Origin of the sequence: Ruegeria arenilitoris, assembly GCF_013030985.1 — a bacterium.
Taxonomy (GTDB): domain Bacteria; phylum Pseudomonadota; class Alphaproteobacteria; order Rhodobacterales; family Rhodobacteraceae; genus Ruegeria; species Ruegeria arenilitoris_B.
On sequence record NZ_WPYP01000001.1, the window covers coordinates 866,583 to 892,443 of the forward strand.

At 60.5% G+C, this 25,861-nt stretch carries 28 protein-coding genes; 15 read left to right on the forward strand and 13 right to left on the reverse strand.

The window, feature by feature from the left end; genetic code table 11:
• The first annotated feature begins 66 nt into the window (after positions 1-66).
• The gene (locus tag GOX88_RS04280) at positions 67-618 is read left to right on the forward strand and encodes a hypothetical protein (protein ID WP_170399607.1); all 552 of its coding nucleotides are present in this window, start codon (positions 67-69) and stop codon (positions 616-618) included.
• Here GOX88_RS04280 and GOX88_RS04285 read toward each other — a convergent pair whose 3' ends face one another.
• A complete protein-coding gene (locus GOX88_RS04285; protein ID WP_170399610.1) occupies positions 619-1,761 on the reverse strand; it encodes a deoxyguanosinetriphosphate triphosphohydrolase in 1,143 nt (380 codons plus the stop codon).
• 76 nt (positions 1,762-1,837) lie between these two features.
• Here GOX88_RS04285 and GOX88_RS04290 point away from each other — a divergent pair, with 76 nt between their 5' ends.
• Both GOX88_RS04290 and xth read left to right on the forward strand, forming a co-directional pair.
• A complete protein-coding gene (locus GOX88_RS04290) occupies positions 1,838-2,161 on the forward strand; it encodes a HesB/IscA family protein (RefSeq protein ID WP_170399613.1) in 324 nt (107 codons plus the stop codon).
• 281 nt (positions 2,162-2,442) lie between these two features.
• Positions 2,443-3,222, forward strand: coding sequence for an exodeoxyribonuclease III (gene xth / locus GOX88_RS04295; RefSeq protein WP_170399616.1), 780 nt, complete (start codon positions 2,443-2,445; stop codon positions 3,220-3,222).
• 4 nt (positions 3,223-3,226) lie between these two features.
• On the opposite strand, the gene GOX88_RS04300 is transcribed toward xth, so the two are convergent.
• Positions 3,227-4,378, reverse strand: a complete 1,152-nt coding sequence (locus tag GOX88_RS04300; protein ID WP_170399619.1) for an FAD-dependent monooxygenase — start codon at positions 4,376-4,378, stop codon at positions 3,227-3,229.
• Positions 4,379-4,449: 71 nt separating this feature from the next.
• Positions 4,450-4,872, reverse strand: coding sequence for an RNA polymerase-binding protein DksA (dksA, locus tag GOX88_RS04305; protein ID WP_039531267.1), 423 nt, complete (start codon positions 4,870-4,872; stop codon positions 4,450-4,452).
• A 370-nt stretch (positions 4,873-5,242) separates the two neighbouring features.
• Here dksA and GOX88_RS04310 point away from each other — a divergent pair, with 370 nt between their 5' ends.
• From GOX88_RS04310 to GOX88_RS04330, 5 genes are all read left to right on the forward strand, one after another.
• Positions 5,243-6,088: an AAA family ATPase gene (locus GOX88_RS04310; RefSeq protein ID WP_170399622.1), complete on the forward strand. Its 846-nt coding sequence runs from the start codon at positions 5,243-5,245 to the stop codon at positions 6,086-6,088.
• A 116-nt stretch (positions 6,089-6,204) separates the two neighbouring features.
• Entirely contained in the window at positions 6,205-6,654 is a 450-nt protein-coding gene (locus GOX88_RS04315; RefSeq protein ID WP_170399625.1) for a GNAT family N-acetyltransferase, read from the forward strand.
• Entirely contained in the window at positions 6,654-8,018 is a 1,365-nt protein-coding gene (locus tag GOX88_RS04320; RefSeq protein WP_170400251.1) for a DUF2927 domain-containing protein, read from the forward strand. The genes GOX88_RS04315 and GOX88_RS04320 overlap by 1 nt, the downstream gene beginning before the upstream one ends.
• Before the next feature lie 3 nt (positions 8,019-8,021).
• Positions 8,022-8,192 (forward strand): hypothetical protein, encoded by a 171-nt coding sequence (locus tag GOX88_RS04325; protein ID WP_170399628.1) that lies wholly within the window; start codon positions 8,022-8,024, stop codon positions 8,190-8,192.
• Between the two features lie 3 nt (positions 8,193-8,195).
• Positions 8,196-9,380 (forward strand): vWA domain-containing protein, encoded by a 1,185-nt coding sequence (locus tag GOX88_RS04330; RefSeq protein ID WP_170399631.1) that lies wholly within the window; start codon positions 8,196-8,198, stop codon positions 9,378-9,380.
• Positions 9,381-9,389: 9 nt separating this feature from the next.
• Here the strand turns inward: GOX88_RS04330 and GOX88_RS04335 are convergent, their stop codons facing one another.
• Positions 9,390-9,911 (reverse strand): hypothetical protein, encoded by a 522-nt coding sequence (locus tag GOX88_RS04335; protein WP_170399633.1) that lies wholly within the window; start codon positions 9,909-9,911, stop codon positions 9,390-9,392.
• Positions 9,912-10,048: 137 nt separating this feature from the next.
• Between GOX88_RS04335 and GOX88_RS04340 the strand changes: the two genes are divergently transcribed.
• Positions 10,049-10,738, forward strand: a complete 690-nt coding sequence (locus GOX88_RS04340; protein WP_170399636.1) for a M48 family metallopeptidase — start codon at positions 10,049-10,051, stop codon at positions 10,736-10,738.
• A gap of 105 nt (positions 10,739-10,843) precedes the next feature.
• Here GOX88_RS04340 and GOX88_RS04345 read toward each other — a convergent pair whose 3' ends face one another.
• Genes GOX88_RS04345 through GOX88_RS04365 form a run of 5 tightly spaced genes read right to left on the reverse strand, consistent with a single transcriptional unit; the run spans position 10,844 to position 16,058 of the window.
• A complete protein-coding gene (locus GOX88_RS04345; protein WP_170399639.1) occupies positions 10,844-11,386 on the reverse strand; it encodes an RSP_2648 family PIN domain-containing protein in 543 nt (180 codons plus the stop codon).
• Positions 11,383-12,585, reverse strand: a complete 1,203-nt coding sequence (locus tag GOX88_RS04350; RefSeq protein WP_170399642.1) for an RSP_2647 family RNA methyltransferase — start codon at positions 12,583-12,585, stop codon at positions 11,383-11,385. The genes GOX88_RS04345 and GOX88_RS04350 overlap by 4 nt, the downstream gene beginning before the upstream one ends.
• Before the next feature lie 38 nt (positions 12,586-12,623).
• Positions 12,624-12,896, reverse strand: coding sequence for a hypothetical protein (locus GOX88_RS04355; RefSeq protein ID WP_170399645.1), 273 nt, complete (start codon positions 12,894-12,896; stop codon positions 12,624-12,626).
• Positions 12,883-15,672 carry a glutamine-synthetase adenylyltransferase gene (locus GOX88_RS04360; protein WP_170399648.1) on the reverse strand — a complete coding sequence of 930 codons (2,790 nt, stop codon included), beginning with the start codon at positions 15,670-15,672 and terminating at the stop codon, positions 12,883-12,885. Before GOX88_RS04360 ends, GOX88_RS04355 begins: the two co-directional genes overlap by 14 nt.
• Positions 15,669-16,058, reverse strand: coding sequence for a nuclear transport factor 2 family protein (locus GOX88_RS04365; protein WP_254443273.1), 390 nt, complete (start codon positions 16,056-16,058; stop codon positions 15,669-15,671). The genes GOX88_RS04360 and GOX88_RS04365 overlap by 4 nt, the downstream gene beginning before the upstream one ends.
• 154 nt (positions 16,059-16,212) lie before the next feature.
• Here GOX88_RS04365 and GOX88_RS04370 point away from each other — a divergent pair, with 154 nt between their 5' ends.
• From GOX88_RS04370 to GOX88_RS04385, 4 genes are all read left to right on the forward strand, one after another.
• A complete protein-coding gene (locus GOX88_RS04370) occupies positions 16,213-16,635 on the forward strand; it encodes a DUF2852 domain-containing protein (RefSeq protein ID WP_170399651.1) in 423 nt (140 codons plus the stop codon).
• 66 nt (positions 16,636-16,701) lie between these two features.
• Positions 16,702-17,133: an RDD family protein gene (locus tag GOX88_RS04375; RefSeq protein ID WP_170399654.1), complete on the forward strand. Its 432-nt coding sequence runs from the start codon at positions 16,702-16,704 to the stop codon at positions 17,131-17,133.
• A 75-nt stretch (positions 17,134-17,208) separates the two neighbouring features.
• A complete protein-coding gene (locus tag GOX88_RS04380) occupies positions 17,209-18,033 on the forward strand; it encodes an arginyltransferase (RefSeq protein ID WP_170399657.1) in 825 nt (274 codons plus the stop codon).
• A gap of 6 nt (positions 18,034-18,039) precedes the next feature.
• A complete protein-coding gene (locus GOX88_RS04385) occupies positions 18,040-18,429 on the forward strand; it encodes a VOC family protein (protein WP_170399659.1) in 390 nt (129 codons plus the stop codon).
• 132 nt (positions 18,430-18,561) lie between these two features.
• Here GOX88_RS04385 and GOX88_RS04390 read toward each other — a convergent pair whose 3' ends face one another.
• The 3 genes from GOX88_RS04390 to GOX88_RS04400 all read right to left on the reverse strand — a co-directional run bounded on the left by GOX88_RS04390 (position 18,562) and on the right by GOX88_RS04400 (position 23,064).
• Positions 18,562-20,916 (reverse strand): TRAP transporter large permease subunit, encoded by a 2,355-nt coding sequence (locus tag GOX88_RS04390; RefSeq protein WP_170399662.1) that lies wholly within the window; start codon positions 20,914-20,916, stop codon positions 18,562-18,564.
• Between the two features lie 17 nt (positions 20,917-20,933).
• Positions 20,934-21,860 (reverse strand): TRAP transporter small permease subunit, encoded by a 927-nt coding sequence (locus GOX88_RS04395; protein ID WP_170399665.1) that lies wholly within the window; start codon positions 21,858-21,860, stop codon positions 20,934-20,936.
• A 121-nt stretch (positions 21,861-21,981) separates the two neighbouring features.
• A complete protein-coding gene (locus GOX88_RS04400; protein ID WP_170399668.1) occupies positions 21,982-23,064 on the reverse strand; it encodes a TRAP transporter substrate-binding protein in 1,083 nt (360 codons plus the stop codon).
• Between the two features lie 246 nt (positions 23,065-23,310).
• Between GOX88_RS04400 and GOX88_RS04405 the strand changes: the two genes are divergently transcribed.
• The gene (locus GOX88_RS04405; RefSeq protein ID WP_170399671.1) at positions 23,311-24,744 is read left to right on the forward strand and encodes a cache domain-containing protein; all 1,434 of its coding nucleotides are present in this window, start codon (positions 23,311-23,313) and stop codon (positions 24,742-24,744) included.
• Positions 24,741-25,379, forward strand: a complete 639-nt coding sequence (locus GOX88_RS04410) for a response regulator transcription factor (RefSeq protein WP_170399674.1) — start codon at positions 24,741-24,743, stop codon at positions 25,377-25,379. The genes GOX88_RS04405 and GOX88_RS04410 overlap by 4 nt, the downstream gene beginning before the upstream one ends.
• An 81-nt stretch (positions 25,380-25,460) precedes the next feature.
• Here the strand turns inward: GOX88_RS04410 and GOX88_RS04415 are convergent, their stop codons facing one another.
• On the reverse strand, positions 25,461-25,844 hold the full coding sequence (locus GOX88_RS04415) for a bleomycin resistance protein (protein WP_170399677.1): 384 nt from the start codon (positions 25,842-25,844) through the stop codon (positions 25,461-25,463).
• Between the last annotated feature and the right edge of the window lie 17 nt (positions 25,845-25,861).

Below are 25,861 nucleotides of genomic sequence, written 5' to 3' on the forward strand. Positions count from 1 at the left end.
TTTCCGCTTGGATTAACCGTAAACGGGGCTAAGGTCACAGAAAATCCCCAACCCGGAGACCGTTTCATGCGCCTAGCCCTGCCCCTTGCCATCGCCCTGACCACATCGCTGCCGGTCTGGGCCGAGATGCCTGCGCCTCAGGGCCATGTTCTGTTGACGCTCGGTGGAGCGGTCACCGAGACCAACCTGCCGGCCCGGGGTGAGAATGACGGCGGCCTTTTGGGGTATCTTGAGGTTCAGCACGACGGGGCCGCCGGGTTTGACGCCGCCCTGCTGGATGGTCTGGAACAGGTCGAGATCACGATCACCTACGGCCCTGAAGGCAACCAGCGCGACATCGCGTTTTCAGGCCCGCTGCTGTCGGACGTGATGACGATGGCGGGTGCAGCGGGAAAAACCGCAAAGCCCATGGCGCTGGACGGCTATCAGTCGGAAATCCAATGGGAGAGCGTCACCGCGCATCAACCGATTGTTGCAACCCATGCGGATGGTGCTCCGATGGGGATTGGTGGCTATGGCCCAACCATGATCGTCTTCCCCCCAACCGACGATGCGGAACTGGCGCAGAAACAGGCCGGGCAACAAGTGTGGGCACTGGCCTATATCGGGGTCGAATAACTACCCGCCCGTCAGTCTTTTGTGGTCCTGCAGGGCGAACCGGTCCGTCATCCCGGCGATATAGTCCGACACGATCCGGGCCAGCGCCGTTTCGTCCTCTGCCGCCTCGATATCCCGGTGCCAGCGCGCAGGCATCTGTTTGGGATCGCTGAGATATATCGGAAACAACTCCTGAACCACCGCGCTGACCTCGGCGCGCACCTCCATCACGCTGGGTGCCCGGTACATCCGTGTGAACAGGAATGCGCGAATTTCCTTGAGTTGGGTCCACAGCCCGTTTGAGAACTGAACCACCGGATAGCCCAGGTGCCGGATCTCCTCGACCGTCTGCGCCCCTGACGCGGCGATCAGCCTGCGCGACGTGTCGATCACATCGGACACCATGACCCCAAACACCCGCCGCAGCGCCTCATGTCGGCGGCGATAGGGGTCGAGACCGGGGTATTTGCGGTCAACCTCTGCATAGCAGTCGCCCACGATCGGCAATTGCTGGATTTCGTCGTCCGTGAACAGATTGGCCCGCAGGCCGTCCAACAGATCGTGGTTGTTGTAGGCAATGTCGTCCGAGAGCGCGGCTACTTGCGCCTCGGCACTGGCATGGGTGTGCAATTCCAGATCGAAACCTTCGTTGCATTCGGCCAGAGCCCAAGGCAGTTCCCCTTCGACCGGCCCGTTATGCTTGGCAATGCCCTCAAGGCATTCCCATGTCAGGTTACAGCCGTCAAACTCGGCGTAGTGGCGTTCCAGCTTGGTGACAATCCGAATGGCCTGCGCGTTGTGGTCGAAGCCGCCATAAGGCTCCATCAACGCATGCAAAGCGTCTTCTCCAGTATGGCCAAACGGTGTGTGTCCAAGATCATGGGCCAGCGCCACCGCCTCGGTCAGTTCCGGGTTCAGGCCCAAGGCCCCAGAAATCGTGCGCGCGACCTGTGCCACTTCGATGGAATGAGTCAAACGGGTGCGATAGCTGTCACCCTCATGCTCAACAAACACTTGCGTCTTGTGTTTTAGCCGCCGAAACGCGCTGGCATGAATGATACGGTCGCGATCACGCTGAAAGCATGACCGAAAACTGCTCTCCTCCTCCGGCACAAGCCGCCCTCTTGCGCGGCCTGGGTCCGAGGCAAAACCCGCTCTGTCCAAAGGTCTTGTCCTTGTCGCCTGTCCTTAGGTTTCATATATTGTACTGCGGTAAGGAAATAAACCTTTGGAGTCCGGCATGAATCTGCCCCCAACAGTGACAGAACGCGCCTTTGATCGCCTGGCCGAGATCGGTGCCGCAGATCAGGGACAAGCCCTGCGCATTGCGGTAGAGGGCGGCGGATGTTCCGGTTTTCAATACGAAATCGCACTGGACGAGCCAAAAGAAGACGATCTTGTGCTGGAAGGCAAGGGTCAGAAAGTCATCGTGGATTCCATTTCCCTGCCGTTTCTGGAAAACGCGGTGATCGACTTCACTCAGGAACTGATCGGCGCGCGCTTTGTGATCGAAAACCCCAACGCCACCTCTTCCTGCGGCTGCGGTACATCTTTTTCGATGTAGTCATCGGTGGGGGCTTTGCCCGCACACCCCCAGGATATTTTTAGCCAGATGAAGCAGGGATCCGCTCTCCGACCATCCGACGGAGAGCTTCACCTGGCGCGGTCATCGGCGTCCCCGCCTGTACCGCACGATTATTTTTTACCAAATTGGTTAATGATCCGTTTCTTCATCTGGCCAAAAATATCCCGGAGCGCGAGGCAGAGCCTCGCAACCCAGTCATCCACCTTGCCGTTGGGCTAGTTCTGGGCGATAGGTTGCCTTAAGCCACCGGAGGATCGCGCATGAAAATCGCCACGTTCAACATCAACGGCATCAAAGCGCGGGCCGAGGCCCTACCCCGATGGCTGGACGAGACGCAGCCGGACATCGTGCTTTTGCAAGAGATCAAGTCAGTCGATGAAAACTTCCCCCGCGAGATGTTCGAAGAGCGGGGTTATAACGTCGAAACGCACGGACAGAAGAGCTTCAACGGTGTGGCGATATTGTCCAAGCTACCGCTGGAGGACGTATCCCGAGGCTTGCCCGGCGACGACGAGGACGAACAGGCGCGCTGGATTGAGGCCACGGTGATTGGCAAACAGGCGCTGCGCATTTGCGGGCTGTACCTACCGAACGGCAACCCGGCGCCCGGACCAAAATACGATTACAAACTGGCCTGGATGGAGCGCTTGTATCGCCGCGCGCGTGACTTGATGGCAAGCGAAGAAGTGGCATTGATGGCGGGTGACTACAACATCATCCCACAAGCCGAGGATGCGGCCCGCCCGGATGCCTGGCGCGAAGACGCCCTATTCCGACCCGAAAGCAGGGCCGCATTTCGCAAGATCTTGAACCTCGGGTTCACCGAAGCCTTTCGCGCGCGCACGCAGGGTCCGGGGCACTATTCCTTCTGGGACTATCAGGCCGGAGCATGGAACAAGAATGACGGCATCCGCATCGATCATTTTCTACTGACGCCGCAAGCCGCTGACCTGATGCGCGACTGCCAGATTGATTCAGCGGTGCGCGGGCACGAGAAGCCTTCGGATCACGTGCCGGTCTGGGTCGATCTCGACCTGTGACCGGTCACGTCGTCGCGTCGTAGCTGTAGATCCACTCGTATTTCTTTGACAGTTGCGCTCCGACGGCCATCAGCGCCATCTGCGCCGCCAGTCGCATGGGACCGCGCAGGTGGAAGTTGCGGGCATTGGCTCCGGCGGCGGCAACCACTTGTTTCGCCCTGGGGCGGCGCTGAGTTTCGTAGGCGGCAAGGGCTTGTTTCACACCTGATTGGTTTTCGAAGGCACGGGCCAGAATCCACGCATCCTCCAGCGCCAGACATGCGCCCTGCGCCATGAAAGGCAGCGTGGGATGCGCGGCATCACCTAGCAAAGCCAAGCGCCCGTTTTGCCAGCTTTTCGCAACCGGGCGCAGAAACAGGGCCCAGAGGTGGGTCTCGGTCACTTCGGCTAGAATATCGCGCACCGGACCGCCGAAATCGGCAAAGCGCGCGCGCAGATCGTCCGGGTCGCCTTGCAGACGCCAGCCTTCCTCCTGCCAATCCGAACGCTCTTCAATCGCAACCACATTCATCAGACGTTGGTCACGCAGCGGATAAGTGACCACATGACGGCCCGGCCCCATGGTCAGCGACGCGCCGGGAATCTCTTCGCGCTGCGACCAGGGGATCGTTGCGCGCCATGCGATCTGATGGGTGAACTGAGGTGTCTCGGTGCCGTTCAGGATCGGCCGGATCTCGCTGCGCCCTCCGTCTGCGGCAATGACGCAATCCGAGCGTCGTCGCTCACCGCCGTCCAGTACGACCTCGGCCTCGCTTGGGTGTTTGACTACCTTCGTCACCCGCGCATCCAGCCGGATATCGACACCTGCATCCCGCGCCGCCCGTTGCAACAGGTCCAGAAGATCGGCACGGTGATAGTAATAGGTCGGACCGGCAGCGGGTGTGGGAACCCGGCTAATCACACGGCCCTTACGGTAATCGCGCAGTATCGTTCCGTGGGAAAGCTGCCCATCCTCGGGCACCTTCCCAATCACACCAAGAGCCCGCAGAACCGCAATGCCGTTGGCGCTGATCTGCAGTCCAGCGCCGACCTCGGTCAGGGCCAGAGCCTGCTCTAGTACCGTAACCTGCGCCCCGCGTTGCCGCAGCGCCAGCGCTGCTGCCAGCCCCCCGATGCCGCCGCCGATGACACTGAAATTCAGACCTTCGATATTCATGGCACCGCCTTAACGCAAAAACGCCGGAGCGACAGGCCCCGGCGTTGGTGTTTTCCCGAATTTCCCAGCGATCAATCGTCGCGGTGAACCTTCTCGCGGCGCTCGTGGCGCTCCTGCGCCTCAAGCGTCATTGTGGCGATCGGACGCGCATCCAGACGCTTCAGCGAGATCGGGTCGCCCGTCATCTCGCAATAGCCGTACTCACCCTCGTCGATGCGGCGCAGGGCCGAGTCGATCTTGGCCACCAGCTTGCGCTGACGGTCGCGGGTGCGCAGCTCCAGCGCGCGATCGGTCTCTTCGCTCGCGCGGTCAGCAACGTCCGGAATGTTACGGGTGTTGTCCTGCAGCCCTTCAATCGTGTCGCGGCTGCCCGCCAAAAGTTCATTCTTCCAATCCAGCAGCTTGCGACGGAAATACTCAAGCTGACGGTCATTCATGAAAGGCTCATCTTCGGCCGGACGGTAATCCTCCGGCAGAAAAACTTCCTGCTTCATCTTTGCTCCCTCGGTATGGCCAGAAACGTCGGTTGCTGTTGTTTCACCTGACATTTGGCTCTCCCTTCTGCGGAGCGTGTATCCGACGCGCGTTAGAATGTCACTACACAAACGTCGTCTTGATACGTCACGTTCCGGACTTGTCTAAATATGAGACATATAACAACAAAACCTTGTTTTTCTGCGGAAAACATTGGGCGATTTTGCGGCGAACCACAACCAAAGGATCATTCGATTTCGGTCGAATCACGCCAAAGAGATTGAAGTCGCAGCGAAATTTGCGGTGCCGGACGCCGCGGCCCGCTTGTCAAAATCTCCGCCTCTCTGTAACCCGAACACCACAGATTGCGCGAAACCACACGAGGGGCCCATGACCGCACGTTTCCAAGGCACCGCAGAATATGTTGCCACCGATGACCTGACCATTGCGGTAAACGCTGCCGTGACGCTGGAACGTCCGCTGCTGGTCAAGGGCGAGCCGGGCACTGGCAAGACCGAACTGGCCAAACAGGTGGCCGGCGCGCTGGGGCTGACGATGATCGAGTGGAACGTGAAATCCACCACCCGTGCCCAGCAGGGCCTGTATGAATATGACGCCGTCAGCCGCCTGCGCGACAGCCAACTAGGCGACGAGCGCGTGCATGACGTGTCGAACTATATCCGCAAGGGCAAGCTGTGGCAGGCGTTCGAGACCGACGAAAAGGTCGTTCTGCTGATTGATGAGATCGACAAGGCCGATATCGAGTTTCCCAACGACCTGCTGCAGGAACTCGATAAGATGGAGTTCCACGTCTACGAGACCGGTGAGACGATCCGGGCCAGGCATCGTCCTATCGTGATCATCACCTCGAACAACGAAAAAGAACTGCCCGACGCCTTCCTGCGCCGCTGTTTCTTCCACTATATCCGCTTCCCGGACGAGGCGACCATGCGCCGGATCGTCGAGGTGCATCACCCCGGCATCAAGGATGCGCTGCTGACCACTGCGCTGACCCAGTTTTATGAAATCCGCGAGACGCAGGGGCTGAAGAAAAAGCCTTCGACTTCCGAGGTTCTGGACTGGCTGAAACTGCTGCTGGCCGAGGATCTGACATCCGAAGACCTGAAACGCGATGGGGCCAATGCCCTGCCCAAGCTGCACGGTGCTCTGCTGAAGAACGAACAGGACGTGCATCTGTTCGAACGCCTGGCGTTCATGGCGCGGGGAAAACGCTGAACCCGTAGACCCGTGGGGGATCGCCGCTTGCCTTGAGCAGAGCAGCCTGTCAGCATTGCAGCTGGCGGCCCGGTGCATCCGGGCTATGTATGACCGAACAAGACGGGACATTCTGAATGGCTGACACTCTGACCATCCGCGCGTTGCGGCCCAAAGACCGCGCTGAATGGTCCGACATGTGGCGAGACTATCTGGCGTTTTATGAAACGGCCGTGCCGGATGAGACCTACGAGTCGACCTTTGCCCGCCTGCTGGGTGACGACCCGAATGATTTCTCGTGCTTTGTCGCGGAACAAAATGGGCAATTGTTGGGACTGACCCATTACCTGTTTCACCGCAACATCTGGAAGGAGGAAAGCGTCTGCTATCTGCAGGACCTGTTTGCCCGCCCCAAAGCGCGCGGCACCGGCGTGGGTCGTGCCCTGATCCAGGCAGTGTATGACGAAGCCGACCGGCAAGGTGCCCCGTCCGTCTACTGGCTGACGCAGGAGTTCAACCACACGGCCCGCAAGCTGTATGACCGCATCGGTAAGCAGACCCCTTTCATCAGGTATCAGCGCCCGTGATGCGATGGGCCGCGATCCTTGCCGCTTTGGCGCTGGCGGGCTGCGCGGCAGTAGAGCCGGTCGAGGTCCCGACCCGCGTTCAGGCCATCGAGGAAAAACTGCCTCCGGCCAAGGCCTTCACCCGTTCGTCCCCGACGCCGGCAAGCCGGTCGAATGCGAACATTGCGGCTGACTTCCTGTCCCTGCATTTCGCGCTGGAAGGCGGCGCCCAACTGCCGGTGTTCACCCGGTTCGAAACCCCGATCACCGTGCGCCTGACCGGTGCGCCCACCCCGTCGATGCAGCGTGACCTGACGCGCCTGCTGAACCGCCTGCGCAACGAGGCCGGGATCAACATCCGCCAAATTTCGGACGGCGCAGCCAATATCACAGTCGAAGCCGTCAGTCAGGACGACATCCATGCCATCCTGCCACAAGCGGCCTGTTTCGTGGTGCCCAATGCCTCGAGCTTTGAGGAATATCGCCGCGACCGACGCAAGCAGAAAAGCAGCTGGTCGCGCCTGCGCAGCCGCGAACGACTGGGCGTGTTCATCCCCTACGACGTCAGCCCGCAGGAAAAACGCGACTGCCTGCATGAAGAAATCGCGCAGGCGCTGGGGCCATTGAACGACCTCTATCACCTGCCGGATTCGGTGTTCAACGACGACAATATCCATACCGTTCTGACCGGGTTCGACATGCTGATCCTGCGCGCAACCTATGCGCCCGAACTGCGCAGCGGCATGACCCGCGCACAGGTCAAAACTGCCCTGCCCGGCATTCTCAGCCGCCTGAACCCGCGCGGAGACACCCTGCCCGCGCAACCGGTTTCCGAGACTCCGCGTGAGTGGATCAATGCGATCCAGAAATCCCTGCGACCGACACGCGGGACGCAAAGACGTAAACGAGACGCCCAACTGGCCGCCCGGATCGGGCAGGAGCAAGGCTGGACCGACCACCGCCGCGCCTATCCCTATTACGTGTTGGGCCGCATGGAGCAGTTCGACAACCCACAGGCGGCGCTGCGCAACTACCAGACCGCCCTGCAGTTCCTGCGCGCCACACCCGGCACCGAGGTTCATCAGGCCTATATCACCACCCAAACCGCCGCCTATGCGCTGGCGCAAGGCAAAGGCCCCGAGGTTCTGCCTGAACTGGACAAGGCCATAGACGTGATGACACGGGCCGAAAATGCCTCGCAGCTGGCCACGTTGCTGTTGCTGAAATCCGAAGCGCTCAATCAGGCAGGCCGGACCGCGCAGGCACGTTCCGTCAGGCTGGACAGTCTGGCATGGGCGCGCTACGGCTTCGGCTCGGAAACGGTGGTCCGGTCGCTGATGCAGGACGTTGCGGAAGGACCCCCCAACAAAAACAGGGGCGGATAACGCATGGTTGTGGTTTTGGGAATGGCGGTACTGGGGGCAATCCTTGGGGCGCTGACGGCACGCAAACGCAATGGCAACGGTGCCGACGTGGCCCAATACGCTGCCGGGTACGGCATCGCCTTTGCGCTGGTCGGGCTGGTGTTGTCGCTGGTCCTTGTCAGGTTTGTGGGGTAAGCGATGTTCCTGCCCTTTTTCGAAAACCTCCGCAAAGCAGGCATTCCCGTATCCTTGCGCGAATACCTGACCTTTCTGGAGGGCATGAAAAAGGGTCTGGCCACCTATGATGTCGAGGCATTCTACTATCTCGCCCGCGTCTCGATGGTGAAGGACGAGCGCAACATCGACAAGTTCGACCGTGCCTTTGCCGCCAGTTTCGAAGGGTTGAACGAGATCAGCTTTGATCAGGTGCTTGAGGCCGTCGATATCCCCGCCGATTGGCTGGCCAAGATGGCCGAAAAGCACCTGTCCGAGGAAGAAAAGGCCGAGATTGAGGCGCTTGGCGGTTTTGAAAAGCTGATGGAGACGCTGCGCGAGCGTCTGAAAGACCAGCAAGGCCGCCATCAGGGCGGCAACAAGTGGATCGGCACTGCCGGGACCTCTCCGTTCGGGGCCTATGGTTATAACCCAGAAGGCGTGCGTATCGGCCAGAAGGAAAGCCGTCATCAGGGTGCTGTGAAAGTCTGGGACAAACGCGAATTCAAGAACCTGGACGACACGGTCGAACTGGGCACCCGCAACATCAAGGTGGCCCTGAAACGCCTGCGCCGCTGGGCGCGTGAAGGTGCGGCCGAGGAACTGGATCTGGACGGCACTATCCGCGCCACCGCCGAGCACGGCTATTTGGACGTCAAAACCCGCCCCGAGCGCCACAACGCGGTCAAAGTGCTGCTGTTTCTGGACGTGGGCGGCTCGATGGACCCGCATATCAAGGTGGTCGAGGAACTGTTCTCGGCCGCCCGGACCGAATTCAAGCATCTGGAATATTACTACTTCCACAATTGCCTGTATGAAGGCGTCTGGCGCGACAACCGCCGCCGCTGGGATCAGCAGACCCCGACACATGAGGTACTGCGGACCTACGGCTCGGACTACAAGTGCATCTTTGTCGGCGACGCCTCAATGAGCCCGTATGAGATCGCCTATCCCGGCGGCGCTAACGAGCACTGGAATAAAGAAGCCGGACAGGTCTGGCTGCAACGTGCGCGGGATCAGTGGCCGTCAAACCTGTGGATCAACCCGGTGCCCGAGAAATACTGGGGCTACACCCATTCCATCGGCATGATCCAGGAGGTTTTCGAAGACCGCATGGTGCCTATGACGCTGGCCGGGCTGGAACAGGGGATGCGGGAACTGACGCGCTGACCCGATGGATCAGCGGGTCATGCGGGAATGTCGAAGGCTGCGCAAGTCGACTTCTTCCTTTGACGTCTCAGGCATCTTCCAACCGGTTTCAATTGTTGGTGGCGGGCTGCTTTTTCCTCCCACGGCGCCGTAAATGAGCGCAGACCAACCCAGGATGTTCGCGAACACCAGGGTCGGCACGCAGGCCAACATGGCAAGCGACCGCGAAAGCGGCTCTTCTATCTGCCAGGGTATTACGGCCATCATCCCGACCAAAATGTACAGTATCGTAACCAGTCCAGAGGCAACGAAGACGCCGCCGCCTTTCAACACATTGTTCGGATCTTCCAGCCACGCGGGGGTGAAGCGTCCAATTGCCATGATTGCGCCGACAACCAGCCCAAGAACCGAAAGCACGGTCATATGAACATGACTATGCGCTTCGGGAAAGCGGGCGACCAAAGCCCAGATCAGCATTGCGGACATCAACAGCCCATACCGCCCTTGCGCGCGCAGGCCGAACTTATAGACAGAGTAAATAAACTTCTTCATTTTAAGTACATACCTTCGCGAATCTTGCCTTTTTGCATGATAATGGAACAAGTTGACGGAACTTGGGCCAAGCGGTCACCTGACATAGCTTTGGGGCGCGGCTTGCCTATCGCACAACGCAAGGCCATATCTGTATTATGCTTCGCCTCACCCCGATCCTGCTGGCCATCGCCTATGCCATCGTCATGTACCGGATATCTGTGTGGCGTACGCACAGGGAACTGGACGCGAAATCGACCGAACTGGCCGATCCGGCGCTGAAACGCATGACCGACCGGCTGGCGGCCGCGCTCGAGATCGACCGGGTACCCGTCTATATCTATGAGATCGATCCGGTGAACGGGCTGGCGGCTCCGGACGGGCGGATATTCATCACGCGCGGGTTTTATCGCAAGTTTAGGAACGGAGAGGTCTCGGCCGAGGAAATGGCCAGTGTGATTGCGCATGAGCTGGGGCATGTGGCGCTGGGTCACGCGCGGCGGCGGATGATCGATTTTTCCGGCCAGAATGCGTTGCGGGCCGCGTTGATGATGCTGTTGAACCGGTTCATTCCCTTCATCGGCGCGTGGATTGCCAACATGTTGACGCATCTTCTGGCCTCGCGTCTTTCGCGCGGAGATGAGTATGAGGCCGATGAATACGCCGCCGCTCTGCTGACCAAGGCCGGGATCGGAATCGGGCCGCAGAAATCCCTGTTTCACAAGCTGGAAGGCCTGACCCAGCAACGCGCCGGAGTTGTGCCCGCATGGTTGATGAGCCATCCGAACACCGATGAGCGTATTGCGGCGCTGGAGGCGCTAGAGCAGCGTTGGGGCGCGGGCGGATAGGCTGCGCAGCGAGGGGCCAGCCCGTCGCCATTGGCGCTCGAACCAACGGCACTTCCCACGGCGGCTCCTCGAGGTATTTCTGGCCAGATGAAGATGGATCCGGGTTTATGTGGTGAGGGCTTTGCCCAAACGTGGCAGGCGCGCCTTTTTCATCAGCGCGCGAAGGGTCCAATGGTCGCCGGACAGGCGGTTAGCTTCGGTCAGAACGCGATTGGCTGTGTCGGCCATACCATCGGGGTCATTCTGCCAAAAGCCGTGCAGCAGGCTGTCCGGGTCGCGGCGATCAAGGCCCTCTTCTGACAGGATATTTCTTGGGAAATCTTTGGCGTTGACGGTGACGATGACGTCTGCCGAGGCCGCAACGGCCGTGGCGAGAACGTGAATATCGGCGCTGTCGGGCAACCAGAGGCGTTGTTCGATACCCGGCTGGGCCGCGCGTTCTGCGTCTGGCCAATGCGCCTGGGTCAGGGCGATTTCGGCGCGAGCCTGTGCCTCACCATCCGGGCCAAGTTTACGGGCGGCGCGGGCCCATTCTTCGAGGATGCGGGCCGACCAGAGGGGTTGAAAATGGCCGCGCTTGGCTGCTCCCAGCAGCATCTCTCGCATCACCGTGGGGTAGATTACGCAGGTATCCAGAACCGCCTTCACAGCCGATAGAACACGGCTTTGAGGTAACCGCTTTCCGCCAGTTGCGGCAGTTGTGGGTGGTCCGGGCCAGCAAACCCGGTGTGGATCAGCTGTGCCTGCCGCCCTGCCCGGCCAATGCCGCGCGATGAGGCATCGCGGAAACGGCCAAGATCGGCTGCGTGGGAACAGGAACAGAGACCCAGATAACCGCCGGGTTTCACCAATGGCGCGGCCAGTCGGGCCACACGTTCATAAGCGCGAAGTCCCGCATCCAGGGCCTGTTTTGAAGGGGCAAAGGCGGGTGGATCGCAGATGACCACGTCGAACTGCGCGCCTTCTTCGCCCAACTGGGTCAGTACGTCAAAGGCATCGCCCTGTCGGATTTGGAAGCTGTCGGCGCAGCCTGAGGCCTGCGCACCTTGTACGGCCAGATCAAGTGCTGCAGCCGATCCGTCAACGGACAAGGCTTGCGCCGCCCCTCCGGCCAGCATCGCCAGACCGAACCCACCCACATGGCTGAACACGTCCAGCACCTGCGCACCCGGCTGTACCAGTCGCGCGGCGAATGCATGATTGGGGCGCTGGTCGTAGAACAGGCCGGTTTTCTGACCGCCTGTCAGGTCCGCCATGTAAGTGGCCCCGTTCATCGGCACTGGCAGCGGTGCATCGGGCGCGGTGCCACGCAGGGTTTGGTTTTCATCATCCAGCCCCTCCAACCCGCGGGTGCGGCCCGAGGCGTTTTTCAACACCGTCGTCACGCCGGTAACGCGGACCAGAGCATCGGTCAGGGTGTCCAGATGCGCCTCGGCCCAGGCGGCGTTGGGTTGGATCACGCAGGCGTCCCCAAACCGGTCGATGATCACACCGGGAAAACCGTCCGCCTCGGCGTGGATCAGGCGATAGTAAGGCGCATCGAACAGGCGCTCGCGCATGTCCAACGCGCGGCGCAGACGGGTTTCGAACCATTCTGCGTTCAGTTCCGCATCCAGATCGCGATCCAGCACGCGGCACATGATCTTGGACTCGGGGTTTACCGCGACCAGCGCAATGGGCGCGCGCTTTTCATCCTCGAGCACCGCCAGGGCTCCAGCCGGGATTTTTCGGGTCCGGCGATCGGTGACAATGTCATTGGCATAGACCCACGGGAAGCCATGGCGCAGGCCGCGCGCGTTGGCTTTGGGTTTCAGGCGGATACGGGGGCGGTCGATGGCTTGGGTCATGACGCCCTCATAGTGGCGAACGCGCCGGTGGGAAAGCCCTAGCGGGGCCGGGATCGCCACCCGCCGCGCCGTTTCGGTGCCTGCGCCGATTGCAACCCCTCAGCCAATACCTGAGTCATCGGGTGGTCAGCGTCCTGAACGGCGTAGGTCGCGTGCAGCTCGGTCAGAGCCTGCTTTTGGTCGCGTTCTGCCGGAAGGCTCAGCGCCCAGTCCAGAAAGATGCTGCGGCATTCGGGCAGCGTGATGCCTTCAATGCGATAGGCCTCTCGGATCAGGCCCTTGTGATCATTCGGATCGTCACTGCGCGGCATCTTTCCCCTCCTTGATCACGCTGCCGATGATCCCAGCGGCAGTGGTATAACTCTCCTGCAAGGCGGCCTGAAGCTGTTCGACCTGTTCGAACCCGGTGGCGCGGCACAGGAAGGCCGCACCGGCGTCACCGATCTTGTCGGCCTCGATCACTTTCCCAGACAGCAGACGGGCCGCGCATTGCACCGACCAGCATAGATCGTAGCAGTCCTTGAGCGTCTGTGCCTGAGCGACGTCCAGTAATCCGGCAGCGACAGCACCATCCAGCCCGGACTTCACGTCACGCTGCGCAACTCCCGACAACAGCGCTCCGGTTTCGGCCACCAGTTCGATATCCATCATCCGGCCCGCGCCATTCTTGGCATCCCATATCCCGGCCGGAGATTTGGCTGCCGCCAGACGGGCACGCATCTCGGCCACCTGGCGCAGGACTTTTTCGCGGTCTTCGGGCTGGTTCAGGAAATCGGCGCGGAAGGTTTCGATATCCTGCGCCAGCCCAGCGTCTCCGGCCACCACGCGGGCGCGAGTGAGGGCCAGATGCTCCCACACCCAGGCTTCGTTCCGCTGATAGTTGGTAAAGCTGGCCCAACTGGTCGCAACAGGCCCCTGATTTCCTGAGGGGCGCAGGCGCATGTCGACCTCATAGAGCCGCCCCTGGGACATCGGCGCCGACAGCGCGGTGATCAGCGCCTGCGTGAACCGGGCGTAGTAAGTGCGCGTGGCCAGAGGGCGCGGACCGGCGGACATGTCCTGATCCTGCGGGTCGTAGATCACGATCATGTCGAGATCGGACTGCGAGTTGATCCGCCCAGCCCCGATCGAGCCCATACCCAGCACTGCTGCGCCACGTCCCGGTGCAGGCCCGTGCTTCTTGGCGAACTGCTCGGTCACGCAGGGCAGGATCGCGGCAATCACCGCGCGGGCCAGTTCGGCATATTGCTGCCCGGCCTGCGCCCCGTCGATCAAACCGCGCAGGTGGTGAACCCCGATGCGGAAATGCCATTCCTTGCACCAGCGGCGGGCGTAGTCGAGCTGTGTTTCATAGTCCGCCTCCTGCTCCAGCGCCTGTGACAGCTCGGCCTGCAAAACCGTTTGCCCTGGCCAGTCATTAAAGAAACTGCCACCGATCACCGCATCGAACACGGCAGCATTGCGCGACAGATGCCCGGCCAGCGCGTGCGAAGTGCCTACGATATCAACCAGCAGGTCGATCAGGTGCGGGTTGGCCTCGAACAGTGAAAACAGCTGCACCCCGGCGGGCAGACCGGAGAGAAACCCGTCCAGTGCCAGCAGCGCCTCATCCGGTTTTGCGGTTTTCGACAGGCGCGAGAGCAGCTCGGGCTTGAGCCGCTCGAATATCCGCGCGCCCCGTTGCGAGCGCAGCGCCGGATAGGTGGGCCAGCGCGCCAGAACGCTTTGGTCGAACTCAGCCTCTTTCACCGGTGCCGGGGTCGAGGAGCCGGGGGCGAAGAACCCTTCGGTCAGCTCATGCACCTCGGTCAGGCGGCGGGTCAGCTCGGCGGTCAGCTCGGCGCTGTCGATGCCCATCAGACATGCGACGCGGTCGATCCCGTCCTGCGATTGAGGCACCTTGTGGGTTTGCGAGTCGTGGACCATCTGAATGCGGTGTTCGACCTCGCGATGGGCGCGGTAATGGTCGGTCAGCTTGTCGGCGACCTCCTGCGGCACCCAGCCTTTTTCGGCCAGCGCTGCCAGACCGGGTACGGTGCCGCGAACGCGCAGATCGGGGTCGCGGCCCCCGGCGATCAGCTGGCGGGTCTGGGTGAAGAACTCGATCTCACGGATGCCGCCCTGCCCCAGTTTCATGTCATGGCCCGGAATAGCCAGCGTGCCACCTGTGCCCTTGTTCTCACGAATGCGCAGGCGCATGTCGTGGGCGTCCTGAATGGCGGCAAAATCCAGATGCCTGCGCCAGACAAAGGGGCGCAGAGTGTCAAGGAAACGCTGCCCGGCGGCCAAATCACCGGCACAGGGGCGCGCCTTGATATAGGCGGCGCGCTCCCATGTGCGGCCAAGGCTTTCGTAATACCGTTCGGCCGCCTCAGCGGCCATGCAGACCGGGGTCACCGCCGGATCGGGGCGCAAGCGCAAGTCGGTGCGGAACACATAGCCATCGGCGGTCTTGTCGCTGAGCGTGGCGCAGAAGTTGCGCGTCGCCCGTACCATGCCGTGCCGTGCGTCGTAAAAATCATCCGGATCAAAGCGGGTTTCATCGAACAGCACGATCAGGTCGATATCCGAGCTGTAGTTCAGCTCATACGCACCCATCTTGCCCATCGCCAGAATGATCATCCCGGCAGCGGTTTCGACATCATCCGGTCCCATACCCGGCAGTTTGCCGCGCCGGATCAGCGCTGCGATCTCGGCCTTTGCCGCCACATCCGCCGCCAACGCGCCGAAATCGGTCAGCGCCGCAGTCACCTTCTCCAACGGCCACGCACCGGCCAGATCGGCCAGCGCGGTCAAAAGCGCCATTTGCCGTTTTGCCTGTCGCAACCCCGGTTTCAACTGATCCGGTGGGAGAGCTTTGGCCGCATCCATGACATCGGACAGCGCCTGATCCGGTTGCTGCAAGGCCTGCGGCAGCCACTCACGTTCGCGCTCGATCAGCCCCTTCAGATAGGGGCTGGACCCTGCTGCCCCCGCGATCAACTCACCCTGTTCGGGCGTGATGTCAGAAACCGCCGCCAGCGCCTCCTCGCCCAAAGAGGTGTCGAAAGCGCGCGGAAGGCGGTGGATGGTCATCGGGCCGGTCATTGGGCCTCCAACGGGGTATCTTGGCTGAAACTGTTGACCCAGACGTCCAGGCGGCGCTCCCACAGGGACGAGATCAGCATCGCCTCCCACGCCTCTGAGCCGGGGCGCTGAAAATCCGCACGATAGGTCAGCAACACGATATCCCGGGTCAGAATCCGCAATTTCGTCTCGCTCAGTTCATACCGGGCCATGGTCGGCGCATCGGCAAACTGCCCGACATGATCGTCGCGATTGGCAAAACCGGTGGGGTACACCCCCAGAAAATCCGCGCTCAGCAGCGCCCGGTCAGTCGAGGCATTGCCTTCGACCAGAGCAGCCCAAACCTGCTTTTCCAGAGTGAGAATTTCGTCCAGCGCCGGAGGGGTCGTGTTGTCAGTATTTTGCATGTGCGAAACCTGCGCCTGATCCGGGGTGAGGTCAACCAGAGAACGCGCCAACACACCCAATGTAAATCTTTTTCACATCGACCCCTTGCAACCGGGCGCACGCTCCCCATCTTATCAATGTGAAAACGATTTACATAAACCCCGGAGACCAACAATGACTGCACTATCCGACCACGCCGTCCCTGAAAACCCGGGATGGTTCTACCGTGCCGAAGCCTGGATGGATGACAAGGGCAAAGGGGCCTGGATCGCCGCCATGGTCCTTGGGTTCATCTTTTTCTGGCCCGTAGGCCTTGCCCTTCTGGCCTACATGATCTGGAGCAAACGCATGTTCAGCAAATCCTGCAGCCGCCGCAAATCCTGGCACAGCCACATGAGCGCCATGAAACCCTCGGGCAACAGCGCGTTTGACACCTACAAGGCCGACACCCTGGCCCGACTGGAACGCGAGCAGCAGGATTTCGAAGCCTTCCTGCGCCGTCTGCGCGAAGCCAAGGACAAGGCCGAGTTCGACCAGTTCATGGACGAACGTGCCCGCGAAAACCACGATGAGGCCGAAAACGGCGAGCGCGCCTGATCCAACCTTGCCCTGTCCCACCTTTCGGGACAGGGTACCCCCAATCAACGACGCGGATTACACTGAATGACCCACCTGCCCGATCCAGACAGCCAACCCGAATTCTATCAGTCGGTGGCAACCAAACGCTTTGTTGCATGGCTCTTTGATATCGCCTTGATCTCGCTGCTATGCATCGTGCCGGTTTTCCTGACCTTCGGCGCGGGGCTGTTCTTTCTGCCGCTGATCTATGGCGTCATCAGTTTCGTCTACCGCGTCGTCACAATTGCCAACGGATCAGCAACGCCGGGCATGCGCTTCATGGGCATCGAGCTGCGCGACGCCTTTGGCGCCCGCATGGACATGGGCAAAGCCGTGGCCCACACCGCCGGATATTTCGTCAGCATGGCGTTTTTCGTTGTCCAGATCGTCTCGGTCGTCATGATGCTGACCAGTGCACGCTGTCAGGGCCTGACCGATGCGTTCCTTGGTACGGTGATGATCAACCAGCGGGCATAAAAAACAGCCGACTGAATCACTTGGCGGCTCAGGGAACCGTTGTTATCATCCTGTCTCAGGAGACACGGGACCTTCATGCGACACACGCTGCCAATTGCGCCGCAATTCTATGTGACGGCACCCCAGCCCTGCCCTTATCTTGAGGGCAGGATGGAGCGTAAGCTGTTCACCGCCCTGCAGGGCGAAGGGGCCGATCAGCTGAACAACTCACTGTCGCAACAAGGGTTTCGTCGGTCGCAGAACGTGCTCTACCGCCCCTCCTGCACCGATTGCGCTGCCTGCCTGTCGGCACGGATCAATGTCTCGGCCTTTCACCCCAGCAAAAGCCAGAAACGCGCCGTCAAGCGCAACGCCCACCTGCGGCGTCGGGCAAATTCGCCCTGGGCAACGGATGAGCAATACGAGCTGTTCCGCCGCTATCTGGATACCCGCCACGCCGATGGCGGCATGGCCGATATGGACGTGTTCGAATTCGCCGCGATGATCGAGGAAACCCCGATCCGCAGCCGCGTGGTGGAATATGTCGATCCCGAAACCGGAGAACTGATAGCTGTCAGCCTGACCGACGTTCTCGATGACGGGCTGAGCATGGTCTATTCCTTCTATGATCCGGAACAGCCGCAAAGCTCGCTGGGCACCTATATGATCCTCGATCACATCGACATCGCGCGCGAGGCTGGCTTGCCCTATGTCTATCTCGGCTACTGGGTGCCCGGCAGCCCCAAGATGGGCTACAAAGCACGGTTCTCGGGGCTCGAGGCCTATATGCAGGGTGATTGGAACCGCGTCGACAATCCGACTGCGCTGGCACAGGCCAACCACCACCCCCTGTCAACAGCCCCGATCGCGGAACAGGTCGCTGGCATCCAACTGCCCGACCGCCACCCGACAAAAGGGTGATCCCTCATGCAACAAAGCCTCCATGCTGTCACCCTTGTGGTGCCGGACTACGATACCGCTATTGCGTTTTACACCCGGACACTGAACTTCACCCTGACCCGGGACATTGATCTGGGCGGCGGCAAGCGCTGGGTGCTGGTGACCCCTCCGGGTTCGACAAGCGGATCACTCTTACTGGCCCGGGCCGACGGTCCGAACCAGATCGCCGCCGTCGGCAACCAGACCGGAGGCCGCGTCGGCTTCTTCCTGCAAACTGATGATTTCGCCCGCGACCACGCCGCGATGCGCATCAAAGGCGTCCATTTCGAAGAAGACCCAAGACACGAACCTTACGGCACGGTGGCCGTCTGGCGCGATCCCTTCGGCAATCGCTGGGACCTGATCCAGTTCACCTGATCCGCCCTTCATCTGGCCAAAAATATCTCGGGGATGAATTGGCCGCAGGCCAAGAAAGGGCTGGCCCCTTCCCCATGACACCAAAGCATAGGGGGCCATACGGCCCCCTTTTCCATCTAGTCATGCAGCCGATCAGTTCGGGATCAGATCCGGCACGATGGTCACAATCGACGGGAAGAACCACAGGATCGCGATCCCCACCACCTGAATGATCACAAAGGGCACGATGCCGCGATAGATATGGCCCGTTGTCACTTCTTTGGGCGCGACCCCTCGTAAGTAGAACAACGCGAACCCGAACGGCGGCGTCAGGAACGAGGTCTGCAAGTTCACCGCCACCATGATGGTCACCCATTTCGGATCGAACGACCCGCCATAGATCACCGGCCCCACAATTGGGATCACGATGTAGATGATCTCGAGGAAGTCCAGCACGAACCCGAGAATGAACAGCACCAGCATCACGATCAGGAAGACCGTGAACTCGTTGTCAAAGCTCTTGAGGAATTGCTGGATATAGTGCTCACCACCAAACGAGATCACCACGAGGTTCAACAGCTGTGAGCCGATCAGAATGGTAAAGACCATCGAGGTCACCTTGGCCGTCTCACGCACTACCGGGGTCAGCACCCCGCTGGAGAACAGGACCCAGCAGCCGTAGATCAGACCGAACAACGCATACAGATACGCCGCATAGGCCAGAACAAAGGCGATCCAGGTCTCGACCGTGACGTTGCCCTGATTGACCCGCAGATCGAAGTTCACGCCCAGCACCAGACAGATGATGACGGCAAAGGTCGCCCAGATGATCACCTTGCCCGAGCGTTCCTGATCCTGCAGCTTGCGATAGGCCGCCAGCATGATCGCTCCGCCCGCCCCCAGCGCAGCCGCCGGTGTCGGGTTGGTAACACCCCCAAGGATCGAACCCAGCACCGCGATGATCAGAACCAGCGGTGGGAAGACCACCCGGATCAAATCGTTGCTGGAACACCGGATCGCGGCCTCCTTGGCGCCATAGATGGCCAGTGCAAACGGCAGGGCCAGCAACAAGAACGTGGCCCCGGACGAGGTCGTCGGCGAGATCAGCACCAAGTCCACAAGCAGCATCAACAACAGGCCAATGGTCCCGAGGATCAGCGGCTGCGGCGATTTCGACGGCGCGATACCGCGGCCCATCAACAACGTCAGGCCCAGCAGCACCACAACCACCGCAACACCATTGCCGATCGGTGCAGCCGCCGCGATCTTGGCTTCCTGTGCTGCGGCCAGTTCTTCCTCGCTCAGGCGCGTGGAAGCCGCAGTTCCACCAGCGGCGTCAATGGCCTCTTGCTCGGTAACGGCCTGATCCCAGGCGGACTGACCGTGCAGCTCGATCATCGACGCTTTGCACTCCGCCGACACGTTGGTCCGCAACGAGGCACCGGCGCCGATATCCGAGAAGGCGGACACATTGATGTTCTGGCTGCCAATCACACCCGCACTGCCCAGCAGAACCGCGCCCACGATCAGCGCGACCGGCGCGCCTAGCAACCAGGTCAGACCTTCGGCGCGAGTGATCGGCTCACCACCGCCGCCCGACATCTCGACCGCCGGGGCCTTTTCGGGATTCAGCAGCGCATAACCAAAGGCATAGAGCGCATAGAGCAGTGCCAGCATAATCCCCGGCAACAGCGCCGCCTGGAACAGCGTACCCACCGAGACCACCGCAGGCTCACCCAGATAGGTCAGCGCATCGGTACATCCGGCATCAACCGCGCGGGTTTCCTGCGCGGTGGAATACAGATCACCGGCCAGCGTACCCAGCAGAACGATCACGATCGAGGGCGGAATGATCTGCCCCAGCGTGCCCGAGGCTGCAATCACACCGGTCGCCAGCTCCGGCGAATAGTTGTTCCGCAACATGGTCGGCAGCGCCAGCAGGCCCATGGTCACCACCGTCGCGCCGACGATGCCCGTAGAGGCCGCCAGAAACGCACCCACAACCACAATCGACACGGCCAGACCGCCCGGCAGCGGGCCAAAGACCCGCGCCATCGTGGTCAGCAGATCGTTGGCGATCTTGGAGCGTTCCAGCGTGATCCCCATCAGCACGAACATCAGCACGGCCAACAGGGTCTCGATGGATTGACCGGCAAGAACGCGTTCGTTGATACGGTTCACGATGAACGAAACATTGCGGTCCAGCGCGGTTTCCCAGCCCTGCACAAAGACCGGCTCGGCGATCCTGGGTAAGTCCGGGTATCGGAACGTGGACACTGTGTCAGGTTTGACCCCTGAATTGACCAGGTCCCGATAGGCTTGTGATCCGGTATCAATCGCCTGGTGGATCAGCAGCCCGGCACTGTCCAGCGCCGCGATGATCCCGAACGAGATGATACCCGCCCCACCGATGGCAAAAGCCACCGGAAAGCCCGAGAGTATGCCTCCGAAAAGGCAGAAGAATACGATAATGAGGCCTATCTCGACGCCATCAAGTCCGAATAGCATTGTCTTGGTCTCCGTCCTTAATGTGCGCCTTCGTAGGCTTCTTCGCCCTCACCAAGGGTGTCCTTGTCGAGGTATTTTCCAACGCTATCCGGTCCTTCCACGTATTCCAGATACGACCGGTACAAAAAGGCGATCGCGTGCAGGAACACCATGGCCGCAAAGCAGACCAGCAGGATTTTGAACAGGAAATAGGCGTTGAACCCGTTGGGGCTGAACCCGATGGTTTCCACGTTCCAGCGCAGCGCGCGGGCCTTCATGACCAGTCGATCCAGAGCGTCACTGGCCGAGGGTTTCGGCACGATCAGATGCCGCCACATGAAATACCAGCCATACATCCATGTCAGCACCGCGATGGGCATCATGAACAACAACGATCCCAGCATGTCGATAACGCGCTTGGCCCGGTGGCTGATCCCGGCATAGATCAGATCGACCCGCACGTGACCGCCCTGCACGAAGGTGTAGGTGCAGCACAGGCACACGACCATCGCGTTATAGAGTTTCAGCTCTTCCGCATACCAACTGATGTCCTGGCTGAACGGGATGCCCAGACCAAAGGACATGTCGGGCCGGGCAAACACCCGTTGCATGAAGACGATAACGATTTGCTGGATCACCATCAGCAGGCCCGCCCAGGCGAAGAAACGCCCGGTCGTGTTGGCGAACCCTTCAAGAACACGCACCATCCCCCACATGAAGCTGCGGTAGTAGAGCCCGATGGCCGTCAGCACCAGAAACAGGGTGAATACCACAAAGAAGAACTCGACCGATCCGCCGTAATAGACAAAGCGCATGATGGCTTCTTTGTCCGACCAATTCAGCCAGAGTTGCGGATGCGTGATGGCGTATCCGAAATTATAGAAGGCTTCGGCAATGTTCTGAACGAACCACACCAGTCCGTTCCACAGGGCGCCGAAGAACGAGATACCGTTTTCGTCCTGCATGTTGTCCCCAGGTCGTATCGGTTGCACTGCTATTATGTGCGGCTTTGTCCGAACCGCGCATGTGCAACGGGAAAGGTTTCCCCGCTATTGCGGGGAAACCAGTCTAGCATAGTTTCTGCGATTAGCCGCGTACGCGGTTACGCTGCGTGGTGTAGACGCCCGAAGACAGGTCCAGCCAGCCAGCCGACGAGGTCGAGGACGCCACTGCGCTGTCGTGGATCTTCTTGAACAGCTCGTCGCCCATGTTCTCGTCCAGCACTTCCTGGCTGGCCGCACCGAACGCATCCCAGACGCTGTCCGGGAATTCCATGACCTTGACGCCACCCGACTGCAGGCGCTGCAGTGCGGCACCGTTGTTGGCCAGGAATTGCGACAGGTTCCACTGGTGGCATTCGCCTGCAGCGATCTCGATGATCTTTTGCTGAGCAGGTGTCAGGCTTTCGAATACGTCGCGGTTGGTTGCCAGCGACAGACCCGCATTCGGCTCGTGGAAACCGGCGGTGTAGTAGACCTTGGTGATTTCCTGGAAACCGGCCTTTTCGTCGGCCCACGGACCGATCCACTCGGTGCCGTCGATCGCGCCCGAGGACAGCGCCTGATACACTTCCGAGCCCGGAATGTTCTGCACCGACGCGCCCAGTTTACCCAGAGCTTTACCGCCCAGGCCCGGCATACGGAATTTCAGACCGTTGAAGTCATCGGGGCTGTTGATCTCTTTCGAGTACCAGCCACCTGCCTGTGCACCGGTGTTACCGGCTAGGAACGACTTGAGGCCGAAGATCTGGCCCAGCTCGTCATGCAGCTCCATGCCGCCATCCTGGTAGTACCAGTTGACCATTTCCTGAGCGGTCATGCCGAAGGGAACAGCGGTGAAGAAGGCATAGCCCGGGTGCTGGCCGACAAAGTAGTAGTCAGCCGCGTGATACATGTCAGCTTGGCCCGACGACACGGCGTCAAAAACCTCAAACGCGCCAACCAGTTCGCCGGCGGCCTTGATGTCAACGGTCAGATTTCCGTCCGACATTGCGGTGATGCTGTCGGCGCAACGCTGCGCGCTGTCGAAAACACCGGCCAGACCACGGCCCCACGAGGTTACCATGGTCAGCGTGCGCTTGCCCTGCGCATAAGCCGGAGCCGCCAGCGTGGTGGCAGCAGCTGCCGAGCCGCCCAGAGCAGATGTTTTCAGAAATGAACGACGATCCATATGAGTGTTCCTCCCCTACATATTCAAAACCCGAAGAAATCCGGGTGCGGTCGTTGTCAATGCGCGACAGCTTAAACTGCGGATTTTGAATGTGAATACCAACAACTACGTAGAGGGTTGGGTTTTTAAAGCGCGACCGGTCATTTCCGTGGAAAATCCCTGCCGCACCCCGCATCTTAGGCAACCCCTGCACCCCAATGTCCAAAAATTTTGCATTTTCCCGCACTCTTGCGTATCGATTCGACCATGAGGGGATTTCGCAACCTGATTTCGCTGACCTACGGCCAGAAACTGTCGCTGGTCGCCGCAATTCCGTTGGTCGTTGCGGTGGCGGCGATTGCGGTGCTGGTTGCCCATGAATCCCGCGCCACCGCCGAGAGCGAGATACAGGCACTGGAACGCCGCCTGATCGAGGCCAAGAAAGAAGAGCTGAAGAACTATGTCACGCAGGCCCGGAACGGGTTTGCCTATATCTATGGCCGTGCGTCCCCGGATGACGCCGTCGCAAAGAACCTCGTGACGCAAATCCTTGCGGCCATGATCTACGGAAAAGACGGGTTCTTTTTTGTCTATGATTATGACGGCACAAATCTGGTCAGTCCGCGCCAAACCCAGTTCATCAACCGCAACTGGGAGGGCCTGACGGACAGCGACGGAACTCCGGTTGTGGACGAATTCATCAGCCTCGCCCGGCAAGGCGCCGGGTGGCACAGCTTCATGTGGCAAAAACCCTCGAACGGAGAAGAGGCGCAGATGATCGCCTATGTCGTCGGCCTGCAGGACTGGCAATGGGCCGTCGGCACTGGCGTTTTTATTGACGACATCGTGGCCACCGTCGCCAACGCCCGCGCCGAGGTAGAGGCCCGCGTGCAGCGCACCTTCATGTATATCGGCGGCATCGCTCTGGCCGCCGTGCTGATCGTCTTTGCCTCAGGCATGTTGCTGAACGTCCGCGAACGGCGGCTGGCGGATGCCAAACTCAAGGAACTGACCCAGCGCGTGTTTGACGCGCAAGAGGAAGAGCGCGGTCGCGTGGCGCGCGAATTGCATGACGGGATCAGTCAGATTCTTGTGGGCGTACGTTACGCATTGGACAATGCGCGGCGGCGGCTTGAACGTGGGGATGAAAGCGGCGCACACGCCCCGCTGGACAAAGGGATCGATCACCTCGGCTCCGCGATTACCGAGGTCCGCCGCATCAGCCGCGACCTGCGCCCCGGTGTTTTGGACGATTTGGGCCTCGGCCCTGCCCTGAAAACGCTGACCGACGATTTCCGCGAACGCACTGGCATCGAGACCGAATTCACAACGGTGGTGTTCCGAAACCGGCTGGATCAGGACAGCAAGATCGCCCTATACCGGATCGCGCAAGAGGCGCTGACGAACATCGAACGCCACTCTGGTGCCACGCGTGTTACAATTGACCTGCGCGGCCACAAGAAAGGTGCAACAATGCGCATCACCGACAACGGTCGGGGCTTGCCCAGCGGGCAGGATCAGGCCAGCACCGGAATCGGGTTGCGCAATATGGAAGAACGGATCGCACAGCTTGACGGAACCCTGCGCATTCTGTCATCACGCGGCCCGCGTGGTGGTACTGTGATCGAGGTCAGCCTGCCGCTCAGCCACCTTCTGCCGCCGCAGGAAGAGTCCTCTCCGAACCGAAAGGCCGGCACATGACAGTCCGAGTTCTCATCGTAGACGATCACCCGATGGTGGCCGAAGGGATTCAGTCGATCCTGGAAAGCTATCCCGAAATCACGGTGGTCGGCACGCTCGGCACCGGTCAGGAGGCCGTCGATCAGGTCACCGAACTGTCCCCCGATGTCATCCTGATGGACCTGAACATGCCCGGTCTGGGTGGTCTCAGCGCAACCGAAATGATCCTCGAACGCCTGCCAGACACCCGCATCCTGATCCTATCGATGCATGACAGCCCGGAATATATCTCGACCGCGCTCAGCCACGGCGCCAAGGGATATGTGCTGAAAGACGTCCCGACGGATGAGATCAAACAGGCCATCGACGCCGTCATGCGCGGCGAGCAATACCTGTGCACGGGTGCAAGCGGATCGCTGGAACCCAAAAAGGACAGCGCACGCGAAGCCTTGACGGGGCGCGAGCAGACGATCCTGCTGGAACTCGCACAAGGCAAATCAAACAAAGAGGTCGCCCTGGCGCTGGAAATATCCGTGCGCACGGTGGAGACCCATCGCAAGAACATCAAACGCAAGCTGGGAATTTCATCCACGGCTGGCCTGACCCGTTATGCGCTCGAACACGGGGTGCTGCAAGGCACCAGCCCCGGCTTCTAAGCGCACCCGCAGCGCGGAACGCGCTGCCCGGCCCAACCGGCGGAGATGCGCCGCAGGCGCATCGACAACGGGCGGGAGGGCCTACCCTCTCGGGCGGATGTCCTGACCAAAAAACACCAGCGTGCCGTCCTCATCGATAACGTGAAACTCGCGCTGTTGATAAGGCTGATCAAAAGGCGGGCGCACCCGTCCCTCTGGCAAGTCTGCCAACTTCGGGTGCAGGTTCTCATACAATTCGTCGATCCCGTCCACATCTATATAGAACGACTGATCGTCTCCCAATGGACGACCATCATCGCGCGGCGGGCATTCCAATAACCGGATGGCCACAGAACCCAAAGACAGGAACGCGTAGTTGTCCTGCCTGAACCCGCAGGAAAACCCCAACCGGTCACAATAGAAATCAATCTGCTTCTGCAGAGAAGAACACAAAACAAATGGCGTAAGCTGCAAAATCTGAGGCACCTTTCCCTCCGGCCGCT

What these genes read in the sequence shown, in the direction of transcription:
- GOX88_RS04280 (WP_170399607.1), top strand. Translation starts at nt 67, where the DNA reads ATGCGCCTAGCCCTGCCCCTTGCCATCGCCCTGACCACATCGCTGCCG.
- GOX88_RS04290 (WP_170399613.1), top strand. Translation starts at nt 1,838, where the DNA reads ATGAATCTGCCCCCAACAGTGACAGAACGCGCCTTTGATCGCCTGGCC.
- xth (WP_170399616.1), top strand. Translation starts at nt 2,443, where the DNA reads ATGAAAATCGCCACGTTCAACATCAACGGCATCAAAGCGCGGGCCGAG.
- GOX88_RS04300 (WP_170399619.1), bottom strand. Translation starts at nt 4,378, where the DNA reads ATGAATATCGAAGGTCTGAATTTCAGTGTCATCGGCGGCGGCATCGGG.
- dksA (WP_039531267.1), bottom strand. Translation starts at nt 4,872, where the DNA reads ATGAAGCAGGAAGTTTTTCTGCCGGAGGATTACCGTCCGGCCGAAGAT.
- GOX88_RS04310 (WP_170399622.1), top strand. Translation starts at nt 5,243, where the DNA reads ATGACCGCACGTTTCCAAGGCACCGCAGAATATGTTGCCACCGATGAC.
- GOX88_RS04315 (WP_170399625.1), top strand. Translation starts at nt 6,205, where the DNA reads ATGGCTGACACTCTGACCATCCGCGCGTTGCGGCCCAAAGACCGCGCT.
- GOX88_RS04320 (WP_170400251.1), top strand. Translation starts at nt 6,654, where the DNA reads ATGCGATGGGCCGCGATCCTTGCCGCTTTGGCGCTGGCGGGCTGCGCG.
- GOX88_RS04325 (WP_170399628.1), top strand. Translation starts at nt 8,022, where the DNA reads ATGGTTGTGGTTTTGGGAATGGCGGTACTGGGGGCAATCCTTGGGGCG.
- GOX88_RS04330 (WP_170399631.1), top strand. Translation starts at nt 8,196, where the DNA reads ATGTTCCTGCCCTTTTTCGAAAACCTCCGCAAAGCAGGCATTCCCGTA.
- GOX88_RS04335 (WP_170399633.1), bottom strand. Translation starts at nt 9,911, where the DNA reads ATGAAGAAGTTTATTTACTCTGTCTATAAGTTCGGCCTGCGCGCGCAA.
- GOX88_RS04340 (WP_170399636.1), top strand. Translation starts at nt 10,049, where the DNA reads ATGCTTCGCCTCACCCCGATCCTGCTGGCCATCGCCTATGCCATCGTC.
- GOX88_RS04350 (WP_170399642.1), bottom strand. Translation starts at nt 12,585, where the DNA reads ATGACCCAAGCCATCGACCGCCCCCGTATCCGCCTGAAACCCAAAGCC.
- GOX88_RS04355 (WP_170399645.1), bottom strand. Translation starts at nt 12,896, where the DNA reads ATGCCGCGCAGTGACGATCCGAATGATCACAAGGGCCTGATCCGAGAG.
- GOX88_RS04360 (WP_170399648.1), bottom strand. Translation starts at nt 15,672, where the DNA reads ATGACCGGCCCGATGACCATCCACCGCCTTCCGCGCGCTTTCGACACC.
- GOX88_RS04365 (WP_254443273.1), bottom strand. Translation starts at nt 16,058, where the DNA reads ATGCAAAATACTGACAACACGACCCCTCCGGCGCTGGACGAAATTCTC.
- GOX88_RS04370 (WP_170399651.1), top strand. Translation starts at nt 16,213, where the DNA reads ATGACTGCACTATCCGACCACGCCGTCCCTGAAAACCCGGGATGGTTC.
- GOX88_RS04375 (WP_170399654.1), top strand. Translation starts at nt 16,702, where the DNA reads ATGACCCACCTGCCCGATCCAGACAGCCAACCCGAATTCTATCAGTCG.
- GOX88_RS04380 (WP_170399657.1), top strand. Translation starts at nt 17,209, where the DNA reads ATGCGACACACGCTGCCAATTGCGCCGCAATTCTATGTGACGGCACCC.
- GOX88_RS04385 (WP_170399659.1), top strand. Translation starts at nt 18,040, where the DNA reads ATGCAACAAAGCCTCCATGCTGTCACCCTTGTGGTGCCGGACTACGAT.
- GOX88_RS04390 (WP_170399662.1), bottom strand. Translation starts at nt 20,916, where the DNA reads ATGCTATTCGGACTTGATGGCGTCGAGATAGGCCTCATTATCGTATTC.
- GOX88_RS04395 (WP_170399665.1), bottom strand. Translation starts at nt 21,860, where the DNA reads ATGCAGGACGAAAACGGTATCTCGTTCTTCGGCGCCCTGTGGAACGGA.
- GOX88_RS04400 (WP_170399668.1), bottom strand. Translation starts at nt 23,064, where the DNA reads ATGGATCGTCGTTCATTTCTGAAAACATCTGCTCTGGGCGGCTCGGCA.
- GOX88_RS04405 (WP_170399671.1), top strand. Translation starts at nt 23,311, where the DNA reads ATGAGGGGATTTCGCAACCTGATTTCGCTGACCTACGGCCAGAAACTG.
- GOX88_RS04410 (WP_170399674.1), top strand. Translation starts at nt 24,741, where the DNA reads ATGACAGTCCGAGTTCTCATCGTAGACGATCACCCGATGGTGGCCGAA.